This is a genomic window from Novosphingobium sp. BL-S-20 (genome assembly GCF_055521635.1).
In genome coordinates this window covers 687,457-706,810 of the sequence record NZ_CM145493.1, presented here as the reverse complement: position 1 = coordinate 706,810, position 19,354 = coordinate 687,457, and the positions used below count along the sequence as shown (strand labels likewise).

Here is a 19,354-nt window from a genome sequence, read left to right as displayed (position 1 = left end):
AGAGCGCCAAAACCTTGCTTGCGAACTTCACTTCGCCTTCTCCCCGTAAACGACTTTTTCAACCGCGTAGAATGGATCGGACAGCGGCGATGTGAATTGGAAGCAGGCATCCGTCTCGTCCCCGAGTTCGGGGCGATCGGGCAAGGCTGCGGTAAAGGTGAACTGCTGCGGCGCGACCTTGGGGTCGGGCAGCGGGAACGTGGCGAGCACGGTCGCACCCGGCATCGGCGCATGCTCCTTCTGCTTGCGGTCGGCGCTCTTTTCCGCCGCGCGGCAGCCCGCGCTGATGACGAGTTCGCCATGCGGGGTCACGGCATAGTGCCCGATCACCGCCGATTCCTCATGCGCGAGGCCCCAGTTGCGCGGCAGACGGGCAACCGAGACAGTGATCGTCTTCGCATGGGCCAGCGGCGCATGGTCGTCGGCCTGGCAGGTGTCGAAGATATTGACGTTGTAGGCCGGGCCGTTGCTCGTCGCATCGGCGTTCAGCGGGATGCGCAGTCCTTGCGAGCCGCGCGGGCAGGCGGTGAGCGTCGAGGCGGTCGACGTCAACAGCGTCTCGCGCGCGGTATCGTAGCGGCGCGGTGCGGAAAGCGGCGATCCGTCCGGCGCGAAGCTGGCGGCAGTCACGACCGTGCCCGGCTTCACCGCAAGCGCCTTGGCATAAGCGGGAGACTTCGCGCCCGGTGCCTTGCCGTCCAGCGTGTAGCGGATCGTGCCGTAAGGCGCCTGCGTCGCCAAAGTCACACCGATACTCTTCGCATCGAGTGCCGCGCCGCGCGTCTGGGCGGGGGTGAAGGCCACGGCGAAGGCGCTGTCGGAGACTTCGAAACCGTCCTGCTTCCAGCGCCGGATCTGCGGCGTCAGGCGCGCGAGGAAGCCTGCATAGTCCTTCGTGCCCGCGACTTGCGGCGACCATGCGGTCTCGGCAATGGCGCCGACGCGCGGGAACAGCTTGTGCTGCAACTGCCAGGGCGTGACGATGTACTCGCTCCAGGCATTGCCCTGCACGCCCATGACATGCTTGGCCTTGGCCGCATCGATCCCCTTGGGCATCGGATCGTAGCGATAGACCGTCTCCATCGACTGGATCGAGATGCGCCCCGGCGCCTCGTCCGGCAGGCTGGATTCCAGATTGTCGAGATAGAGCGTCGGCGCGGGCGAGAGCACCACGTCGTGCCCGGCATTGGCCGCATCGACCGCGCCCTGCTCGCCGCGCCAGCTCATCACCGAGGCCGAGGCGGGCAGGCCGCCTTCGAGAATTTCGTCCCAGCCGATCAGGCGTCGGCCATGCTGCGCGAGATATTCGCCGAACTGGTCGATCATCCAGCTCTGCATCGCGTTCTCGCTCTTGATGCCGAGCTTGCGCATCTGCGACTGGACTTCTGGCGAACGCTCCCACTGGTCCTTGACCGCCTCGTCGCCGCCGAGGTGAATGTACTGGGAGGGGAAGATCTCCATCACTTCGTCCAGCACATTGCGCACGAACGTCATCCCCGCCTCGTTCGGGTTGAACAGCCAGGGGAAGATGCCCCAGCCGTTCGACACTTCGGGACGCGCACGCGGCACGCCGAGTTCGGGATAGGAAGCGACGAGCGCCTGCGCATGGCCGGGCAGGTCGATCTCCGGCACGACGGTAATGCCGCGCGCGGCGGCATAGGCGACGAGCGCTTTCAGCTGCTCCTGCGTGTAGAAGCCGCCGTTGCGCTCGCCCGGTCCATGGCCGGTGTCGGGGCCATTACGCCAGGCGCCGATACGGGTGAGTTCGGGGTAGCGCTTGACCTCGAAACGCCAGCCCTGATCGTCGGAGAGGTGGAAGTGCAGGGTGTTGAGCTTCACCTCGACCATGCGGTCGACGATGGCATAGATCGATTCGATCGGCTGGAAGTGACGGCAGGGATCGACCATCACCCCGCGCCAGGCGAAGCGCGGCGAATCCTGGATCGTGAGCACCGGAACCGAGACCTGCCTGACCGCCGTGCCGGGTTCGGCCGTGAGCAGCTGCATCAGCGTCATCGCGCCGTAGAGGAAGCCGGACTTGCCCGAAGCGGCAATGACCGCGCCAGTCGGGGTGACAGTCAGCCGATAGGCTTCGGCGCCCGAGATTGCCGGATCGCGTTCGAAGCGGATCGGACCAGCATTCGCCGAAGTGGTCGAAAGCACGAGGCCGTTGGCGCGCTTCGCATGATCGACAAGGAGCTTTGCCGCCTCGGCCGCATCCGCATCGCCGGAGGGCACGGCCACCGCCGATCCCGCCGCGACCAGCAGCTTGCCGCTACCCTGCTCGACCGAAGCGGGCCACGGCGTCAGCAAAGGGGGGGGCGTCAGTGCAAGAGACGAAGATTGCGCCTGCGCGGGCGCCGAAAAAGCCAGCCCGGCAAGGATCGACGCGGTCGCCATGGCCCCTGCGTGAAACGCCCGCTGTCCCTTGGTTCTGGTGCCCATCGCTGCCCCTCATTGTCTTGTACCTTGAGTGGACAGGTAACCAAAATATATCCTTTCTCGCAATAGGTCTTATTCCTTTCCTGCAAATTGAGGTTGAATTGCGACCATTTGCTGCGATTGTCAGCCTGACAGGACCAATGTAAAGCCATTCGCAGGGAATGGGCCGAAGGGGGATCGAATGTCATTTTCCGACCGGATTGGTCGTCTGCGCGAGGACAATGCTGCGCCGCTCTATATCCAGCTCCAGCAGCTGATCCGCGATGCCATATCCGAAGGCGTGCTCAACCAGAACGAGGCGATCCCACCGGAACGCAACCTGGCCGTCGAATACGACGTCTCGCGCATCACCGTGCGCAAGGCTATCGCCGGGCTGGTCGAGGAAGGCCTGCTGACGCGGCGGCGCGGCGCGGGCACTTTCGTCGCCTCCCGCGTGGAGAAGAGCTTCTCCAAGCTGACCTCGTTCAGCGAGGACATGGCCGCGCGCGGCAAGCGCGCCTCCAGCGCCTGGGTCTCGCGCATGACCGGCGCGGTCAACCCGGAAGAATCGATGGCGCTGGGCCTTGCCCCCGGCAGCACGGTGCTGCGCTTCACCCGCATCCGCTATGCCGACGACGAGCCGCTGGCGCTCGAAATCTCGACGATCGCCGGGTATTGCCTCGCCAGTCTCGATGTCGTCGAGGACTCGCTCTATGTCGCACTGGAGAAGAGCGGCAACCGCCCGGTCCGCGCGCTCCAGCGCCTGCGCGCGGTGCCCTTCGGCACAGAGCACGCCAAGATGCTGGGCGTCGAATCCGGCCACGCCGGTCTGCTGATCGAGCGCCATGGCTTCCTGCGTGACGGGCGCATCGTCGAATTCACCCGCTCCTACTATCGCGGCGACTCCTACGACTTCGTTGCCGAGCTGATCGAGGGTTCATGAAAAGACGCGAATTGCTGCTGCGCGGCGCCTCCACCGGCGCCGTCGCCCCCCTGTTACCCGCCCTTTCGACTGCCACTTTCGCGGCATCCAAGCCCGAGTTCGGACCCGGCCTGCCGGACGGACTGCCGATGCCCGCCCCCCTGCCCGGCCCCTCGCCGCGCCTGCCCGAAACCGACCCCTCGCGCACCCTGCTCGAACGCGGCTGGCGCTTCCACGAGGGCGATGTCACGGCCCCCGAACCGGCCGACCACAATGCCACCTACCTCTCGGTCAAGGCCGGCAATGCACGCGGTGCAGCTGCTTTGGCCTTCGACGATTCCGACTGGCAGACCGTCGATCTCCCGCATGACTGGGCCATCGCCCAGGACGTGAGCGAAAGCGCCAATGTCTCGCAGGGCTATCGCCCGCGCGGGATCGGCTGGTATCGCCGCCTGCTGCGGCTGGACGAAAGCCAGAAAGGCCGCCGCCTCGAACTTCATTTCGACGGCATCGCCACCCATGCCACGATCTGGATCAACGGCAGCGAAGTGGCCCATTCGTGGTCGGGCTACAGCAGCGTCATCGTCGATCTTACCCCCTTCGCCCGCTTCGGCGACGAAGTGAACTGGATCGCCGTGCGCGTCGATGCCACGGCACGCGAGGGCTGGTGGTACGAAGGCGCCGGGCTTTACCGCCACGTCTGGCTGGTCAGCCGCCCGGCCCTGTCGATCGAGACGGACGGCGTCTATTGCGACCCGGTCCATCAGGACGACGGCACCTGGCGCGTGCCGGTAGAAGTCAGCCTGTCGAACGTCGGCGAAGAGACCGGACAGGCCGAGATCGCCGCCCGCCTGCTCGACCCCGAAGGCCGCGAGATCCACCGCACGAGTGGCAGCACGGCTGTCGCGCCGTTGGAACAGGCCAAGGTCACTGCCCAGCTCACCCCCGGTACGGTCCAGCTCTGGTCGCCCGACAGCCCGGTGCTCTACAGCGTCGAGGTGGACCTGGTGCACGAAGGCAAGGTCGTGGACACGCGGCGCCAGTTCATCGGCTTCCGCACGGTGCGCTTCGATCCCGTGCGCGGCATGGTGCTCAACGGGGTGGAGACCAAGCTCAAGGGTGTGTGCATCCACCAGGACCACACCGGCGTCGGCACCGCCATCCCGGACGCGCTGGCGCTCTGGCGCCTGCAACGCCTGAAGGCGATGGGCTGCAACGCCATCCGCATGTCGCACAATGCCCCCGCCAAGGAAGTGCTCGACTGGTGCGACCGGCTCGGCTTCGTGGTCATGGGCGAGAACCGCCTGTTCAACCCGGCGCCGGACTATCTGGCGCAGCTCGAATGGATGGTCCGGCGTGACCGCAACCACCCCTCCATCGTGCTCTGGTCGGTGTTCAACGAGGAACCGATGCAAGGGACACACGCAGGCGTGGAAATGGTTCGCCGCATGCGCAAGGCCGTGCGCGAACTCGACACCCAGCGCCCGGTGACGGCGGCGATGAACGGTTCGTTCTACAATCCCGAGAACGTCTCCACCGTCGTCGATGTCATGGGCTTCAACTACTACCAGGCCGACTACGACAAGTTCCACGCGCTGCACCCGGACAAGCCGATCACCAGTTCGGAAGACACCAGCGCCTACGAGACGCGCGGCGCTTTCGAGAGCATTCCGGCACAGCAGATCATCACCTCTTTCGACAAGGAAGCCGCCTCCTGGGGCGCAACCCACCGCGAGACCTGGAAGATGATCGCCGAGCGGCCTTTCGTGGCGGGCGGCTTCGTCTGGACCGGCTTCGACTATCACGGCGAGCCGACGCCTTATGCCTGGCCCTCTACCAGCAGCTTCTTCGGCGTGATGGACCTCTGCGGCTTCCCCAAGACCGCCTTCGGCATCCATTCCGCCCACTGGCGCGACGACGCCCCGGTGATCTGGCTGGCCCCGCACTGGACATGGCCCGAATACGAACAGAAAGGCCGCGAAGGGCAGACGCTGGAGGTCTTCGCGATCACCAATGCCGAGGCCATCGAGCTGCGCCTCAATGGCGAAGTGATCGAGCGCGTGCCCGCCGCCGACCGGATCATGGGCCACACCTTCCAGGTGCCCTATCGCCCCGGCCGGATCGAGGCGCTCGCACTGCGCGGCGGCAAGGTCGTGGCCCGTGCCGTCCATGAGACGGTCGGCGCGCCGGTCGCGCTGCGCCTGACGTCTGCCCGGCAGGCCCTCGCCAGCGACGGCGAGGACGTGCAGGCGATCACCGTCGACTGCGTGGACGCGCGCGGCCGCCATGTGCCGACCGCCAACCTGCCGGTCGATTTCACGATCTCCGGCGGGCGGATCATCGGCCTCGGCAACGGCAATCCGAACGATCACGCGAGCGAGAAAGGCAGCAAGCGCGCCCTGTTCAACGGCCTTGCGCAAGTCATCGTCGAAGGCGATGCCAGCGGCCAGCGGCTGACGCTGGCGGCGAATGCAAGCGGCCTGCGTTCCGCGCGCCTCAGCCTCGCCCGCGCGCCGCGCGAACCGCGCGCGCAAGTCGCGGTCGTCCCGGCGGAAATGCCGATCACCGACTGGCGCCGCTCGGCGCTGTTCCCGCAGAAGCCCGATCCGGCGCTCGCCCCGGTCGACGGCGACAACAACTCGTGGGACTTCGTGCGCTCGGGCGTGGCCGCGCCTGCCGGAAGCGCGGGATGGCGCAGCTATCGCATCCGCTTCACGCCGTGGAAGAAAGTCGCTGCCGAGGGCGGCACCCTGCACTTCGCCGGGATCACCGGCGCGGCGGAAGTCTGGCTCGACGGCAAGCTGGCCGCGCGGAAGACCAATGCCGCTGCGGGCGCTCTGACCGTGACGATCCCTGCGGGCAGCGGTGCGCGCACGCTCGTCGTTCTGGTTCAGGCGGCGGAAGGTCAGCCGAGCGGACTGACGGGCAGGGTCTACGTTTCGACCTGATTGATTAAGCCGCCCGCACTTCGCAGCTAATCGGAGTGCGGGCGGCTCGATAGACTAACTCAGGCAGCGATCCGGTCGAGATCGGCCACGGCGAACAGCAGATGTACCGCCGCGCCTTCGGTCGTACCGACGGCACGGACTCCGGCGGCGGTGAGCGCCGCTTCGTCGATCGCCGTGCTATCCGCCAGTTCGACTCGCAGGCGGTTGCCATAGCGCACCGCGCTGCGCACATTGCCTTCACCGCCAAGCGCCCGCACGATGTTCGCCGGAAGCTGCATCTGCGCCGCGCTCTCGGCAGCAGCCGGTACGGGAGCCGCACGCGGAGCACTCGCCGCCGGACCTGCCGCGATAGCCTCGCGGATTTCCACCGAAACGATATCCGCCACCGGGCCGAGGATCACCTGAAGCGCCTTGTCCGAAGGCCGCACGATGCCCCGCGCGCCGAGCGCCTTGAGCCGCGCCTCATCCACCGCGCCGTGATCGACGATGATGAGGCGCAGGCGCGTGGTGCAGGCGGAGACGTCCACGAGGTTGTCGCTGCCGCCCAGCGCCGCGAGATAGGCATGCCCGCGCGTCACTTCCGCCGATGCCTCGGCCTGTGCGGGGGCGGCGAGATCCTCGTCCTCGCGACCGGGAGTCTTGAGATCGAGCTTGCGGATCGCGAAGGAAAACACACCGTAGTAGACCGCGAAGTAGACGAGCCCCACCGGCACCAACAGCAGCGGGCGCGTCGCCTTGCCGAAGTTCAGCACGTAGTCGAACAGGCCCGCCGAGAACCCGAAGCCCAGATGCATGCCCAGCGCGTCGGTCAGCCACATCGAAGCGCCGGTCAGCACCGCGTGGATCGCGTAGAGCACCGGGGCGAGGAACATGAAGCTGAATTCGATCGGCTCGGTCACGCCGGTCAGCAGCGAGGTCAGCGCGAGGCTGAAGAACATGCCGCCGACCGCCTTGCGCCGCTCCGGCCGCGCCGCGCGGTACATCGCGAGGCAGGCGGCCGGTAGGCCGAACATCATGACCGGGAAGAAGCCGGTCATGAACGGTCCGGCGGTCGGGTCGCCCGCGAAGAACCGGCGGATGTCGCCGTGGGCGCCGTTATAATCGCCGAAGACGAACCAGAACAGGTTGTTGAAGACGTGGTGCAGTCCCGTCACCAGCAGGAGCCGGTTGATGAGGCCGAACAGGAACAGGCCGAAGCCGCCCAGCCCGGTGATGCCGTGGCTCACCCCGTCGATGCCGGTGACGATCGGCTGGAACCCGAGGCCGACCACGCTGGCGATCACCAGACCGGCCACGCCCGAGACGATCGGCACGAAGCGGCGGCCGCCGAAGAAGGCGAGGTATTCCGGCAGCTTCATGGCCGAGAAGCGGTTGTAGAACAGCCCGCCGACAAGGCCCGATATGATGCCGATCGGCACGTCGAGCCGCCCGATGGCCTGGCTCTTGGCCGCCGCCACGGCCGCCGCGAAAGCGTCCTTGGCTAGCGCGGGATCGATCCCCGGCGGCACCGGCATCAGCACTTTGGCGCCTTCGGTGGCAACGAGGAAACAGACGATGCCCGCGAGGCAGGCGGCGCCGTTGCCGTCGCGCGCATAGCCGGTGGCGACGCCGATCGCGAACAGCAGGCCGAGGTGCGAGAACAGCGCATCGCCCGCCGCGCTCAGCAGCGCGATATCCAGCAGGTCCGGCTGGCCGAGCCGCAGCAGCAGCCCCGCCACCGGCAGCACCGCGATCGGCAGCATGAGCGCACGGCCCAGCGGCTGCAACGTTTCGAGAACCCGCCTCATGCCCCCTGCTCCTTCAGAAATTCGCGTACAAGCTCGCGGACTTCCGCCGCCGAGCCGCATTCCAGCGCCTGCGCGGCGAGCGCGCGGCAGCTGTCGATGGTGAGACCCGTCACCAGCGCCTTGATGTCCGGCACCTGGGCAGGCGTCGCGGAAAGTTCCGCCACGCCGAGGCCCAGCAGCAGCGGCACCGCCAGCGGGTCGGAGGCCAGCGAGCCGCAGACGCCGGTCCAGCGGCCATGCCGCGCACCGCCCTCGCAAGTGAGCGCGATCAGGCGCAGCACTGCTGGGTGAAGCCCGTCGATGGCCGAGGCCACCGCCGCATTGCCCCGGTCCATGGCAAGGGCATATTGGGTGAGATCGTTGGTGCCCACCGAGAGGAAATCGGCCTCGCGCGCCAGAATGTCCGCCGTTGCGGCGGCGGCGGGCGTCTCGACCATGATGCCCAGCGACACCGGCTCGGCCAGACCCAGCCGTGCCGCCACGCTATCCACCACCGCTCGCACCGCGCGCAGTTCGGAAAGGCTGGCCACCATCGGCACCATGATCCGGCACTGCCCGACAGGACGAACGCTCAGGATCGCCTCGACCTGGGCTTCGAGAATTTCAGGGTAAGCAAGACCGACGCGGATGCCGCGCAGGCCGAGCGCCGGGTTCTCCTCGGGCGCTATCGGCAGGAACGGCGCGGGCTTGTCGCCGCCGATGTCGAGCAGGCGCACGATCAGCGGTCGGCCTTCCAGCGCATCGGCGATGACCTGATAAGTCTCCAACTGCTGTGCCGCGCTCGGTGCCTGGGCGCGCTCCACGAAGAGAAATTCGCTACGCAAGAGCCCGCTGCCTTCGGCGCCGTTGGCCATGGCCTGACGGGCATCGGCGAGCGAGCCGAGATTGGCGAAGACCTCGATCCGGCTGCCGTCAGCCGTGTGGCACGGCCCTCTGGCTTCGAGCGCGGCGGCGCGGCGGGCGGCCTGGGTGGCCAGCTGCTCGCGAACGCCGTCGATCCGCGCCTGCGAAGCGCCGGTTTCGAGCCGCGCCGCAGCGGCATCGACGACCAGCGCCGTACCCTCGGCGATGTCGTCGAGCGCGGTTCCCATTGCCACCAGCATCGGCACACCGAGTCCGGCAGCGAGAATGGCGACATGCGAAGTCGGGCCGCCGTTGACGAGGCAGATCGCCTCCAGCCGCTCGGGATCGAGCGCCATGAGCTGCGACGGCAGCAGGTCCTCGGCGATCACGACGGCGTTCTCGGGCAGCGCAAAGCCCATGGCGTCGCCGCCGATCAGCGCACAGAGCACCTGTCGTTCTAGGTCGCGCATGTCGTCCACGCGCTCGGCAAGGCGGGCGTCGCCCGAGCGCAGCAGGAGATCGACTTGCGAGCCAATCGCCAACCGCCAGGCCGCCCCGGCGCTCTCCCCCTTCGCCATCGCCTCATGCGCGGCGGCGAGCAGGTCCTCGTCCTCCAGCATGACCGCATGGGCCGCTAGGATCGAAGCCGCATGGTCCGGCGCGCCTTCGCTTTCCTGCGCGATTCTGGCGCGTAGCTGCGCCAGCGTGCCGTCCAGCAAGACACGTTCGATAGCGGGATCGCCCGAACCTTCGGCGATCTCGACTTCGCCAAGCCGGTAATGGACCGCCTGACCCACCGCCACGCCGGGCGCGGCGACGACGCCTGCCAGCGTACCGTCTGCCGCAATCGCCGTGACGCGGCGCGTGACAGGCGCGGGCGTGGCGGCGCGCACCGGCTGCGGTGCGGGCTGTTCGTCGCCATGCGCCAGTTCGCCCATGCCGCTGGCGATCAGGGCCTCCAGCGCATCGAGCACGTCACCGGCCTGCGTTCCGCGCGCGTGGAGCGAGATACGGTCGCCGAGCTTGATCCCCAGCGCCAGCACGCCGACCGGGCTGCGCAGGCTGGCAGACTTGCCCGCGATCTCCATGCGCACCACCGCGTCGAACGACGTCGCCACCTGCCGCAGACGCGCGGCCGGACGGGCATGAATGCCGTGGCGCAGCGGAACGGAAAGTTCGCGCACCAGCTCCTCATCGGGCGATGCCGAGGCTTCCGACGTAGCACCACCTTCGGCGGCCACGCGGCGCAGCGTCATCACCGTATCCCCGACTTTGATCGGGCCGGGATCGCGCTTCGATTCCAGAGCCCATTCCTCGCTGGCGAGCAGGAGCACCGGCGTCATCGCACTGGCCGCCCCCGTCACCACGGCGTCGAGGTCGAAGCGCACCAGCGGATCGCCCGCTGCCACGCTCTGGTCCTGCGCCACGAGGGGCGTGAAACCACGCCCTCCCATCGCCACGGTATCGACGCCGAGATGGACCAGCAGCTCCGCCCCGCCTTCGAGGCGCAGGGTCACGGCATGGCCGGTCGCGGCGAGCGAGGCCACGGTGCCCGCGCAAGGTGCGTGCAGCACCGAGCCGGTCGGGTCGATGGCGACGCCGTCGCCGAGCATCCCCCCGGCGAAGACCGGATCGGGAATTTCAGAGAGCGGCGCCAACCAGCCCTCCAGCGGAGCCTTGATGGCGATAGTTTGCCCGGCGGGTGTCATGGTCCGGTCGGCGGTCATGGTAGAGGAAACGGAGGCAGTCATGATTGTGGCTTGTCTCCAGAAATCGATATCAGAATGCCCGTTCGCCGGCGATCCACGTCGCCTGCGGCGCCATGGCGCGGTCGAGCTGGACGAAATCGGCGGTATATCCGGCGGCGATCACGCCCCGTTCCGAGCCGAGGCCCAGGAATTCGGCCGGTTGCACGCTGGCCATGTCGACCGCCTGCCCCACCGAAAGCCCCGCCATGTCCACGGCATTGCGCACGGCGGCGGCCATGTCGAGCGAAGCGCCCGCCAGCGTCCCGTCCGCGCCGACGCAGCGCCCTTCCGCGACGATTATCTCGCGGCCATCAAGCTCGAAGCTGGTCAAGTCGGAGCCGACGCAGGACATCGCGTCCGTCACCAGCACGAAGCGGTCGAGCGGGCGGCTCGCCAGCGCGACGCGCATCGCGGCGGGGTGGACATGATAGCCGTCGGCGATGATGCCGCACCAGGCCGTCCGGTTCTCCAGCGCCGCACCGACCATGCCGGGGTTGCGGTGATGCAGCGCCGACATCGCGTTGAACAAATGCGTCACGCCCGTCACGCCCATGTCGAAGGCGGCGCGCGCGGTCTCGTAGTCGGCGTCGGAGTGGCCCATCGCCAGCACGACCCCGGCTTCGAGCAGCGCCTTGGCCTGATCGGCGTGGAGATATTCGGGCGCAATCGTGAACAGCACTTTGCCCGCACGAGGCCGCGTCAGCAGGTCGACCATCTCGTCGTCCAGCTTGCGCAAGTTGCCCTCGGAATGGATGCCACGCCGCTTCGCGTTGAGCACCGGGCCTTCGACGTGAATGCCGATGCAGCCGGGCACGCCTGCCACAATCGCCTCATCGGTGGCATCGAGACCGCGCGCGATCACGTCCGGGGTGGCGCTGATGAGCGTCGGCAGCAGCGCGGTCGTGCCGAACCGCGCGTGCGCGGCGGCGATCGTGGCGATGCCTTCGCGAGTCGGCGCATCATTGAGCAATACGCCGCCGCCGCCGTTGACCTGCACGTCGATGAAGCCCGGCACCAGCCAGCCGCCGTCGAGGTCGACGACTTCGTCTGCCTCATCGCCCCGCTGCGCGGTGACGATGCGCCCCTGCTCCACGCTCACCACGGCATCGCGCGCCCAGGCGCGATCGAGATAGACGTTGCCGTTGACGAAAGCGATTTTCATCAGAGAGTCTCTGTTACCTTGCGCAAGTGAGCAGGATTATCCGGGTCCAGGCCACGCGCCAGCGACAGCGCGTTCACTTGCGGATAGAAGGTCTGGATCATCAGCAGCGGCTCCAGCGCGGCATGGCCCGCGAGCGCGGCCAGCGTGCTGTCAGCGAAAGGCTGCTCGGCATCGAGCAGCGCGACTTGCGCGCCGCGACCGGCGAATTCCGCCGCTGCCCCGCGCACGCTTTCACCGCTGGCGTCCGAGGTCGCGAAAGCGACGATGGGGAAGCCTTCGTTGATGATCGTCATCGGGCCGTGGCGCACTTCGGCGGCGCTATAGGCCTCAGCGTGGAGCGCGCAGGTCTCCTTGAGCTTCAGCGCGCCTTCCTGGGCGATGCCGAAACCGTAACCGCGCGCGATCACGAAGAGATTGTTCGCCTGCGACAGCTGGCCGACGAGATCGAAGGGCGCAGTATTCGCGGCCACTTCCAGCCCTTCCGGCAGGCGCTCCAGCGCGAGGCCGAGCTGGGCATCGCCGGTCCAGTGCGCCACCACCGCGGCGACGCCAGCGAGCGAGGCGATATAGGACTTGGTCGCAGCCACCGACTTTTCGGGACCGGCATGGAGCGGCAGCACCCAGTGCGCCAGATCGGCCAACGGCGCGGTCTCGTCGTTGACGAGCGCGACGACGCGGGCGCCCGCCCGGCGATGCGCCTCGACGGCGGCGAGCAGGTCCGGGCTGCGCCCGCTCTGCGAGATCGCGATTACCAGGACCCGGCCCGGCTGCATCTCGGCACCGAATACCGAAGAAACGCTGAGCGCCGACGAAGAAACCGGCACGCCTGCCAGCGTCTCGATCAGATATTTGGCGTAAGTCGCCGCATTGTCGGACGAGCCGCGCGCACAGGTCACCACCACCGAGGGCGGATCGTCGCGCAGTTCCTGGGCCAGCTTCATGAGAACGGTGCGGTTGTTCTGCAGGAAGCTGCGCACGGCCTGCGGAGCCTCGGCGGCCTCACGGGCCATCAGGGAAAGCGAAGGGTTTGCGGCGTCGGACTGCATGTCTGGGACTCTCCTGCATATCGAGGCCGGTCGGCGAAAGGAGCGCCAGACCGGAACGACTGCTTACCAATATCGGCATAAGTTCTATATTGGTATTCCCGAACTCCGGGCGATGCGCAATTGGTTTCGCGCAAACCCCGCTTTTTTCTTTCGGGTCTACCGCGCCTCAGCCCTGCTCGATAGCCGCCTTGAGGCGCGCAACTTCCGCCGCATCCGTCATTGCCCGCAGTCCTTTCTGGAAACCCAGCTCTTCCAGCCGCGCCGCTCCAACGGGATCGGCCGCTTCGCCGACCTTCCGGCAGGACGCATGGAACTCGGCGATCCCGACCGCGCGCAATAGCGGGACGGCCTCCGCAGAGACACCGGAACCTGCAAGAATCACGATTCGGCCCGCTGCCAGTTCGTGAAGATGCGCCAACATGCGGGCACCATCAGGCGCCCGGACGGCTCCACCCGAAGTCAGGATGCGATCGAAGCCCATCGCGACTGCCTGCTCCAGGCCGTTTTCCATGTCATCGAGCAAGTCGAACACCCGGTGCAGCGTCAACGACAGACGCGCGCCCCGCTTAGCGCCGGCATTTCGGGCATGGCCCAGCCATTCGCCCAATATGCCAAGATCGAGTCCACTCGAAGATCCCGCACCGATCACAATTCCCGCCAGCCCCGCCTCTGCCGCCAGATCTATGTCGTCCCGCACCTGAGCGACTTCTCGCGCATCGTAGACGAAGTCGCCTTCGCGCGGGCGGCAGAGCATATGCACTGGAATTGGTACGGCCGCAGCAAGGCGAACCAGCGATCGCGACGGCGTCAGTCCGCCCAGTGCCAATGCACTGCAAAGCTCGATGCGATCGCCCCCACCTGCAACCGCCGCGGCAACGCCCGCAGCATCTTCGACACAGACCTCAAGCACTTCGCCGGTTCCCCCATGATTCCGCCAGCGCATCGCACGACTGTGCGATTCGCGATCGCGCGAATTGGACATACTTTGGCCTGCTACGCCACCCCACAGCCCGCCTTGGGGTTCCTCACCGGTACCCACCACGCCCGAAACCGCTCGATTCCCGCCAACATTTCCTCAATTCAGCGCGCCAAACCACCTCTTCCACAAGAAGGAAAAAATTTCCGATGGACAGGAGGACCTATTTTGGTGACATTCAATTGCGACATTGGAATGATATTGGCATTCAACAGGGAAACTTTCAGGGCACAGGAAGATTTCGGCGCGCCTTCGACAAGCGACAATCGCTGAAGCGCGCATTCGGGTTCGGGTCATGAGGATAACAACGATGAAATTTGTACGCGCGATGTTGCTTGCCACCAGCGCCACGGTGGGCTTTGCCGCCCCGGCGCTTGCCCAGGATGCCGCACAGGAACCCCAGGATCAGGACGGCGCGATCGTCGTCACCGGCATTCGCGATGCCCTGACCAATGCCATCAACGTCAAGCGCAATGCCGACGCCGTGGTCGACGTGATCACCGCCGAAGGCATCGGCAAGTTCCCTGACCGCAACGTCGCGGAATCGCTGTCCCACATTCCCGGCGTCAGCGTCGACCGCCAGTTCGGCATCGGCGAGCGCGTCTCGATCCAGGGTACCGACCCGGCGCTCAACCGCGTCCTGATCGACGGCCACACGATAGCCTCGGCCGACTGGGGCGGCAACTCGGGCGACGTGACCGGCCGCACTTTCAACTACTCGTTGCTGGCGCCCGAAATCGTCTCGCAGATCGAGGTCTTCAAGTCCCCCGAACCGCGTATCGACGAAGGTTCGCTCGGTGGCACCGTGATCGTGCGCACCCGGAAGCCGCTCGATCTTGCCGCCAACACGATCAACGGCTCGATCGGCTACGGCTACAACGACCGCTCGGAAATCGGCAATCCGCGCGGCTCGCTGCTCTATAGCTGGAAGAACGACAGCGCGACCTTCGGCATCCTCGTTGCAGGCACTTACGACAGGGATTCGCTGGCCCGCGCGGGCGTCGAATATTTCGGCTACAACAGTGGCTCGGACTTCACGTCGACCGACGCGGACGGCAATGTCACGCTGAACAACCCGAACGCGGTTCTCACCGGCGGCACCCCCGCAGACCTCGCCAACGCCCGCTATCCCTACGGCATCAACCATGCCTACTTCAAGCAGACCCGCGAACGCATCGGCGGCCAGTTCGCCGTACAGTGGGCGCCCAGCGACCGTCTCGAATTCAACCTGACGGGCCTGCATATCGAAGGCACCTACAACAACTTTAGCCAGTCGATGTACGTGGTGCCGACCTGGGCTGCCGGGTCGCTGGAATCGGCGACGATCGCCAACGGCCTCATCACCAACGCCTCTTTCGGCGCGACCAATCTGCCTTCGACCAGCTCGCAGCTGGACATGAACTACCGCAAGACCAAGGTTCGCACCGACAGCTACAATCTCGCCTCGTCCTGGAAGGCCACCGATCGTCTGACCCTTTCGGGCAACGTCGGCTGGACCAAGGCAACGGGCGGCACCAATCCCGAATACCTGATGAACCTCCAGTCCAACATGCCCTTCAGCTACAGCTACGGGCAGAACCAGACTTCGGTGACGTTCTCGACCCCGCCGACGGACCCCAATGCGTTCTTCCGGTCCGACTTGCGCAATGTCACCCTTCCCGACGGCAGCACGATCCAGGCCTATCAGATCGGCGGCATCGCCACCTCGCGTCAGCGCGACAAGGAATACTACGGCCAGCTGGACGCCAAGTGGGAAGTGGACGACGCCTTCTTCAAGTCCGTTCGCATGGGCGTGAAGGCATCCGATCACGTCAACAGCCTGCGCGCCACCGGCTCGCAGGTATATCTCACCGATCCGACCAGCCTGGCCGACTACAACTACACGCTGACGCCTTCGGGCCTGTTCAGCGGTCTCGGCTCGGGCGGCAATGCCAATCAGTTCGCCACGCTGCGCAGCGGCGATGTTATCAACACGCTGGAGAACGGCATCTACGTCGATACCGGACTTGACGAAGGCACTTCGTTCAAGGTCCGCGAAAAGGCCGCTGCAGCTTACGTCCAGCTCGACTTCGAAACCGGGCCGATCCGCGGCAACGTGGGCTACCGCGCGGTCTACACGCAGGACATCTCGGACTATTACCTCTATACTTCCGAAAGCGACAGCTACGCACCGACCCGCGCGAAGAACGACTATCTGAAGGGCCTGCCCAGCATCAACGTAAGCTGGGACGTCAACGACCAGATCAAGGTTCGCGGCTCGGTTGCGAAAGTTCTCGCCCGTCCGCGCTACGGCCAGCTGGCAGGCGCCTTCAGCCGCAACGACACCCAGCTTACGGCAGGTGGCGGCAACCCCGACCTGAAGCCTTACGCATCGACGAACTACGAGCTTTCGGCCGAATGGTACTTCGGCCACAGCGCGCTGCTTTCGGCTGAGTATTTCCGCCGCGAGATCTCGTCGTACATCGTCACCACCACCAACGAACAGGTGCTGTTCAACAATCTGACCCAACAGAACGAGACTTACATCGTCTCCAGCCCGATCAACGCCTCTAACGCCACCGTCAATGGCGTCTCGCTCGGCTTCCAGACGCCGATCTGGGGCGGTTTCGGCATCCTGACCAACTACACTTTCGCCGATGCCAAGGGCGGCCGGGACGTGGACGGCAACGTGCTCAACCTGCCCTATCTCTCGAAGCACACGATCAACGTGATCCCCTACTTCGAGAAGGGTCCGTTCCAGGCCCGCGTCAGCTGGAACTGGCGCAGCCACTACTTCACCGGCATCGGCCGCCTGAATTCGGTGGATTCGACCGATGGGTATCACCAGCTCGACGCCTCGATCTCCTACAAGATCAACGAGCACTTCACGGTCCAGGCCAATGCCCAGAACCTGCTCGACTCGACGTACTATTCGTATAGCGGCGTGAAGTCGGCGCCGACCGCGTTCTACAAGAACGGCCGCGTCTTCGCCGCGACGGCCCAGTTCAGCTTCTAAGTCCCGTGCAAAAGCGTGTAGGTCCCTCTCCTCCTCATTAAGATCTGCATGCACACGGGCCGGCGCCTGTCCCGAAGGTTTTTGACCTGGCGGACAGGCGCCGTCCTTTTAAATATAAGGGGATGCCAGATATGACCGCCTTCAGCCGCCGCCGCCTGATGTCCGGCTCCTGCCGCCTCGCGCTGCTGGCCGCCGCCGTGCCTGCCGGAGCCACACGCGCGCTCGCCGCCGAGGCCGAACCCGCCGCGAAAGTCGATCCCTTCATCGGTACCGGCGGCGACGGCCACACGTTCCCCGGCGCCACCCTGCCCTTCGGCATGGTCCAGCTCAGCCCCGACACCGACACCGCGCGCTGGGACACCTGTTCCGGCTACCACCACGGCGACGCCTCGCTGCTCGGCTTCTCGCATACGCACCTTTCGGGTACCGGCATCGGCGACATGCTCGACGTGCTCGTCGTGCCCTGCCGGGGCGAAGTGCGCCTCACCCCCGGACCTCTCGACCGTCCGGACGAAGGCTATCGCCTGCGCTACAGCGACGAGGCTGCAGAGCCGGGCTATTACCGGGTCCAACTCGAAAACGGCGTGGCGAGCGAACTCACCACGACGCTGCGGACCGGTATCCAGCGGCACGTCTATCCGGTCGGTAGCGGCCACCTGCTGATCGATCTCTCGCATCTGGTACTGGACTCGTCCGACAAGTACCCGCTGATCGACGATGCCGAAATGACGCTGGATGCGGACGGCACCCTCACCGGCCAGCGGCGGGTGTTCCGCTGGGCCAAGGGCCGCCACATCTATTTCGCGATGCAGTTCTCGCGTCCGCCAAGCCGGGTGGAATTCTTCGGCGACGACGACGCACCCCAGCCGAAAAGCAGCACCGGAGTAAAGGGCCGCCGCCTGAAGGCCGCGATCCATTTCGACGATGCGGGAAGCGCGCCGATCGTGGTGCGCACCGCGGTTTCCGCCGTGGACGTGGCCGGCGCCCGCGCCAACCTTGCCGCAGAGGCCACGCACTTCGACTTCGAGACCTATCGCCAGGCTGCCGCCCGCGCCTGGACCGAGGAACTCTCGCATATCGCCGTGACCGGCGGCAGTGCCGAACAGCGCACGATCATGGCGACCGCGCTCTATCACGCCGCCATCGGGCCGACGCTGTTTTCCGACGTGGACGGGCGCACCATGGGCCTCGACCGCAAGGTGCACCAGCTAGCGCCCGGCGAGAAAGCCTACAGCGCCTACTCGCTCTGGGATACCTACCGCGCCTTCCACCCCCTGCAGACGCTGATCCGGCCCGCGCGGGTCGGGGAATTCGTCGCCGATCTCATCCGCCAGACCCAGCAAAGCCCCTATGGGCCACCCGTCTGGCCGCTCCAGGGCGTGGAGACCGGCTGCATGATGGGCTGGCACTCGGTGCCGGTGCTGGCGGAAGCCATGGCCAAGGGCATTCCCGGTGACTACGCCGCGGCCTGGCCCAATATCCGCCGCCGTTCGTTCGACTTCACGATGCCCGTGCTCGACAATGCGCGCGGCATTCCGGAGTACGACGCGAAGGGCTACGTCCCTGCCGACAAGGTCTTCGAAAGCGTCAGTCGCACGCTCGAATATGCCTATGACGACTATGCCGCCGCACACATCGCCAAGGCGGCAGGCGCCACGGACGATGCCGCGCGGCTGAAGGCCCGCTCGGGCAACTGGAGGAACGTGTTCGACACGCAAACCGGCTTCGCCCGCCCGCGCCTCGACAGCGGCGCCTGGACCGAACCCTACGATCCGGTCGAACTCGGCCATTCGGACAAGTGGCGCGACTTTACCGAGAGCAACGGCTGGCAGGCGACTTTCCTCAACCAGCACGATGTCCACGGCCTTGCCGAGGCGATGGGCGGCCCGGCAGGCCTCGAAGCCAAGCTCGACGCCTTCTTCAACGCACCCTCGACCCTGCCCAAGAACGCCCCGCCGGACATCAGCGGCATGGTCGGCCAGTACGCCCACGGCAACGAGCCTTCGCACCACGTCGCCTATCTCTATGCCTGGACCGGTGCCCACTGGAAGACCCAGGCCATGGTGCGCCGCCTGCTCGCACTGATGTACCGCGACAGACCGGCGGGCGTGATCGGCAACGACGACTGCGGGCAGATGAGCGCCTGGTACGTACTCTCGGCGCTCGGCTTCTATCCGGTCGATCCGGTCAGCGGCATCTACATCTTCGGCAGCCCGCTGTTCGAGGAGGCCCGCGTGCGGCTCGGCAACGGGCGCGAGCTCGTCGTCAGTGCGCCGGGCAACCGTTCGGACCGGCCCTACTACGGACGCGTCGAGTGGAACGGCAAGGCGCACGACCGCTGCTGGATCAGCCACGAGGAACTCATGAAGGGCGGCAAGCTGACCTTCCACATGCAGAACGTGCCGGAACTGTCCTTCGGCCAGGCCCCGCGCAACCGGCCTCCCCGCCAAGGGTAAAACCAAAACACAACCAAATCGAAGAACCCGCGGGGAGGACGCGCCTCCCC

10 protein-coding genes are annotated in these 19,354 nt (G+C 66.5%); 4 read left to right on the top strand and 6 right to left on the bottom strand.

What is annotated here, in order from left to right; translation table 11 throughout:
- Positions 1–27: 27 nt before the first annotated feature.
- Entirely contained in the window at positions 28–2,445 is a 2,418-nt protein-coding gene (locus ACZ1II_RS03130; protein ID WP_465144345.1) for a beta-N-acetylhexosaminidase, read from the bottom strand.
- A 178-nt stretch (positions 2,446–2,623) separates the two neighbouring features.
- Here ACZ1II_RS03130 and ACZ1II_RS03125 point away from each other — a divergent pair, with 178 nt between their 5' ends.
- Entirely contained in the window at positions 2,624–3,364 is a 741-nt protein-coding gene (locus tag ACZ1II_RS03125) for a GntR family transcriptional regulator (RefSeq protein WP_465144344.1), read from the top strand.
- The gene (galA, locus tag ACZ1II_RS03120) at positions 3,361–6,291 is read left to right on the top strand and encodes a beta-galactosidase GalA (RefSeq protein WP_465144343.1); all 2,931 of its coding nucleotides are present in this window, start codon (positions 3,361–3,363) and stop codon (positions 6,289–6,291) included. The genes ACZ1II_RS03125 and galA overlap by 4 nt, the downstream gene beginning before the upstream one ends.
- A 59-nt stretch (positions 6,292–6,350) precedes the next feature.
- Here galA and nagE read toward each other — a convergent pair whose 3' ends face one another.
- The 5 genes from nagE to ACZ1II_RS03095 form a co-directional block, all read right to left on the bottom strand.
- Positions 6,351–8,078 (bottom strand): N-acetylglucosamine-specific PTS transporter subunit IIBC, encoded by a 1,728-nt coding sequence (nagE, locus tag ACZ1II_RS03115; protein WP_465144342.1) that lies wholly within the window; start codon positions 8,076–8,078, stop codon positions 6,351–6,353.
- On the bottom strand, positions 8,075–10,672 hold the full coding sequence (ptsP, locus tag ACZ1II_RS03110; protein ID WP_465144341.1) for a phosphoenolpyruvate--protein phosphotransferase: 2,598 nt from the start codon (positions 10,670–10,672) through the stop codon (positions 8,075–8,077). The genes nagE and ptsP overlap by 4 nt, the downstream gene beginning before the upstream one ends.
- Before the next feature lie 28 nt (positions 10,673–10,700).
- Positions 10,701–11,834 carry an N-acetylglucosamine-6-phosphate deacetylase gene (gene nagA, locus ACZ1II_RS03105; RefSeq protein ID WP_465144515.1) on the bottom strand — a complete coding sequence of 378 codons (1,134 nt, stop codon included), beginning with the start codon at positions 11,832–11,834 and terminating at the stop codon, positions 10,701–10,703.
- Complete coding sequence (locus tag ACZ1II_RS03100; protein ID WP_465144340.1) at positions 11,831–12,877, bottom strand: SIS domain-containing protein; 1,047 nt, start codon at positions 12,875–12,877, stop codon at positions 11,831–11,833. The genes nagA and ACZ1II_RS03100 overlap by 4 nt, the downstream gene beginning before the upstream one ends.
- Before the next feature lie 166 nt (positions 12,878–13,043).
- On the bottom strand, positions 13,044–13,919 hold the full coding sequence (locus ACZ1II_RS03095; protein WP_465144339.1) for a copper homeostasis protein CutC: 876 nt from the start codon (positions 13,917–13,919) through the stop codon (positions 13,044–13,046).
- Positions 13,920–14,163: 244 nt separating this feature from the next.
- Between ACZ1II_RS03095 and ACZ1II_RS03090 the strand changes: the two genes are divergently transcribed.
- Positions 14,164–16,848, top strand: a complete 2,685-nt coding sequence (locus ACZ1II_RS03090) for a TonB-dependent receptor (protein WP_465144338.1) — start codon at positions 14,164–14,166, stop codon at positions 16,846–16,848.
- Between the two features lie 131 nt (positions 16,849–16,979).
- On the top strand, positions 16,980–19,304 hold the full coding sequence (locus tag ACZ1II_RS03085; RefSeq protein WP_465144337.1) for a GH92 family glycosyl hydrolase: 2,325 nt from the start codon (positions 16,980–16,982) through the stop codon (positions 19,302–19,304).
- The last annotated feature ends 50 nt before the right edge of the window (positions 19,305–19,354 follow it).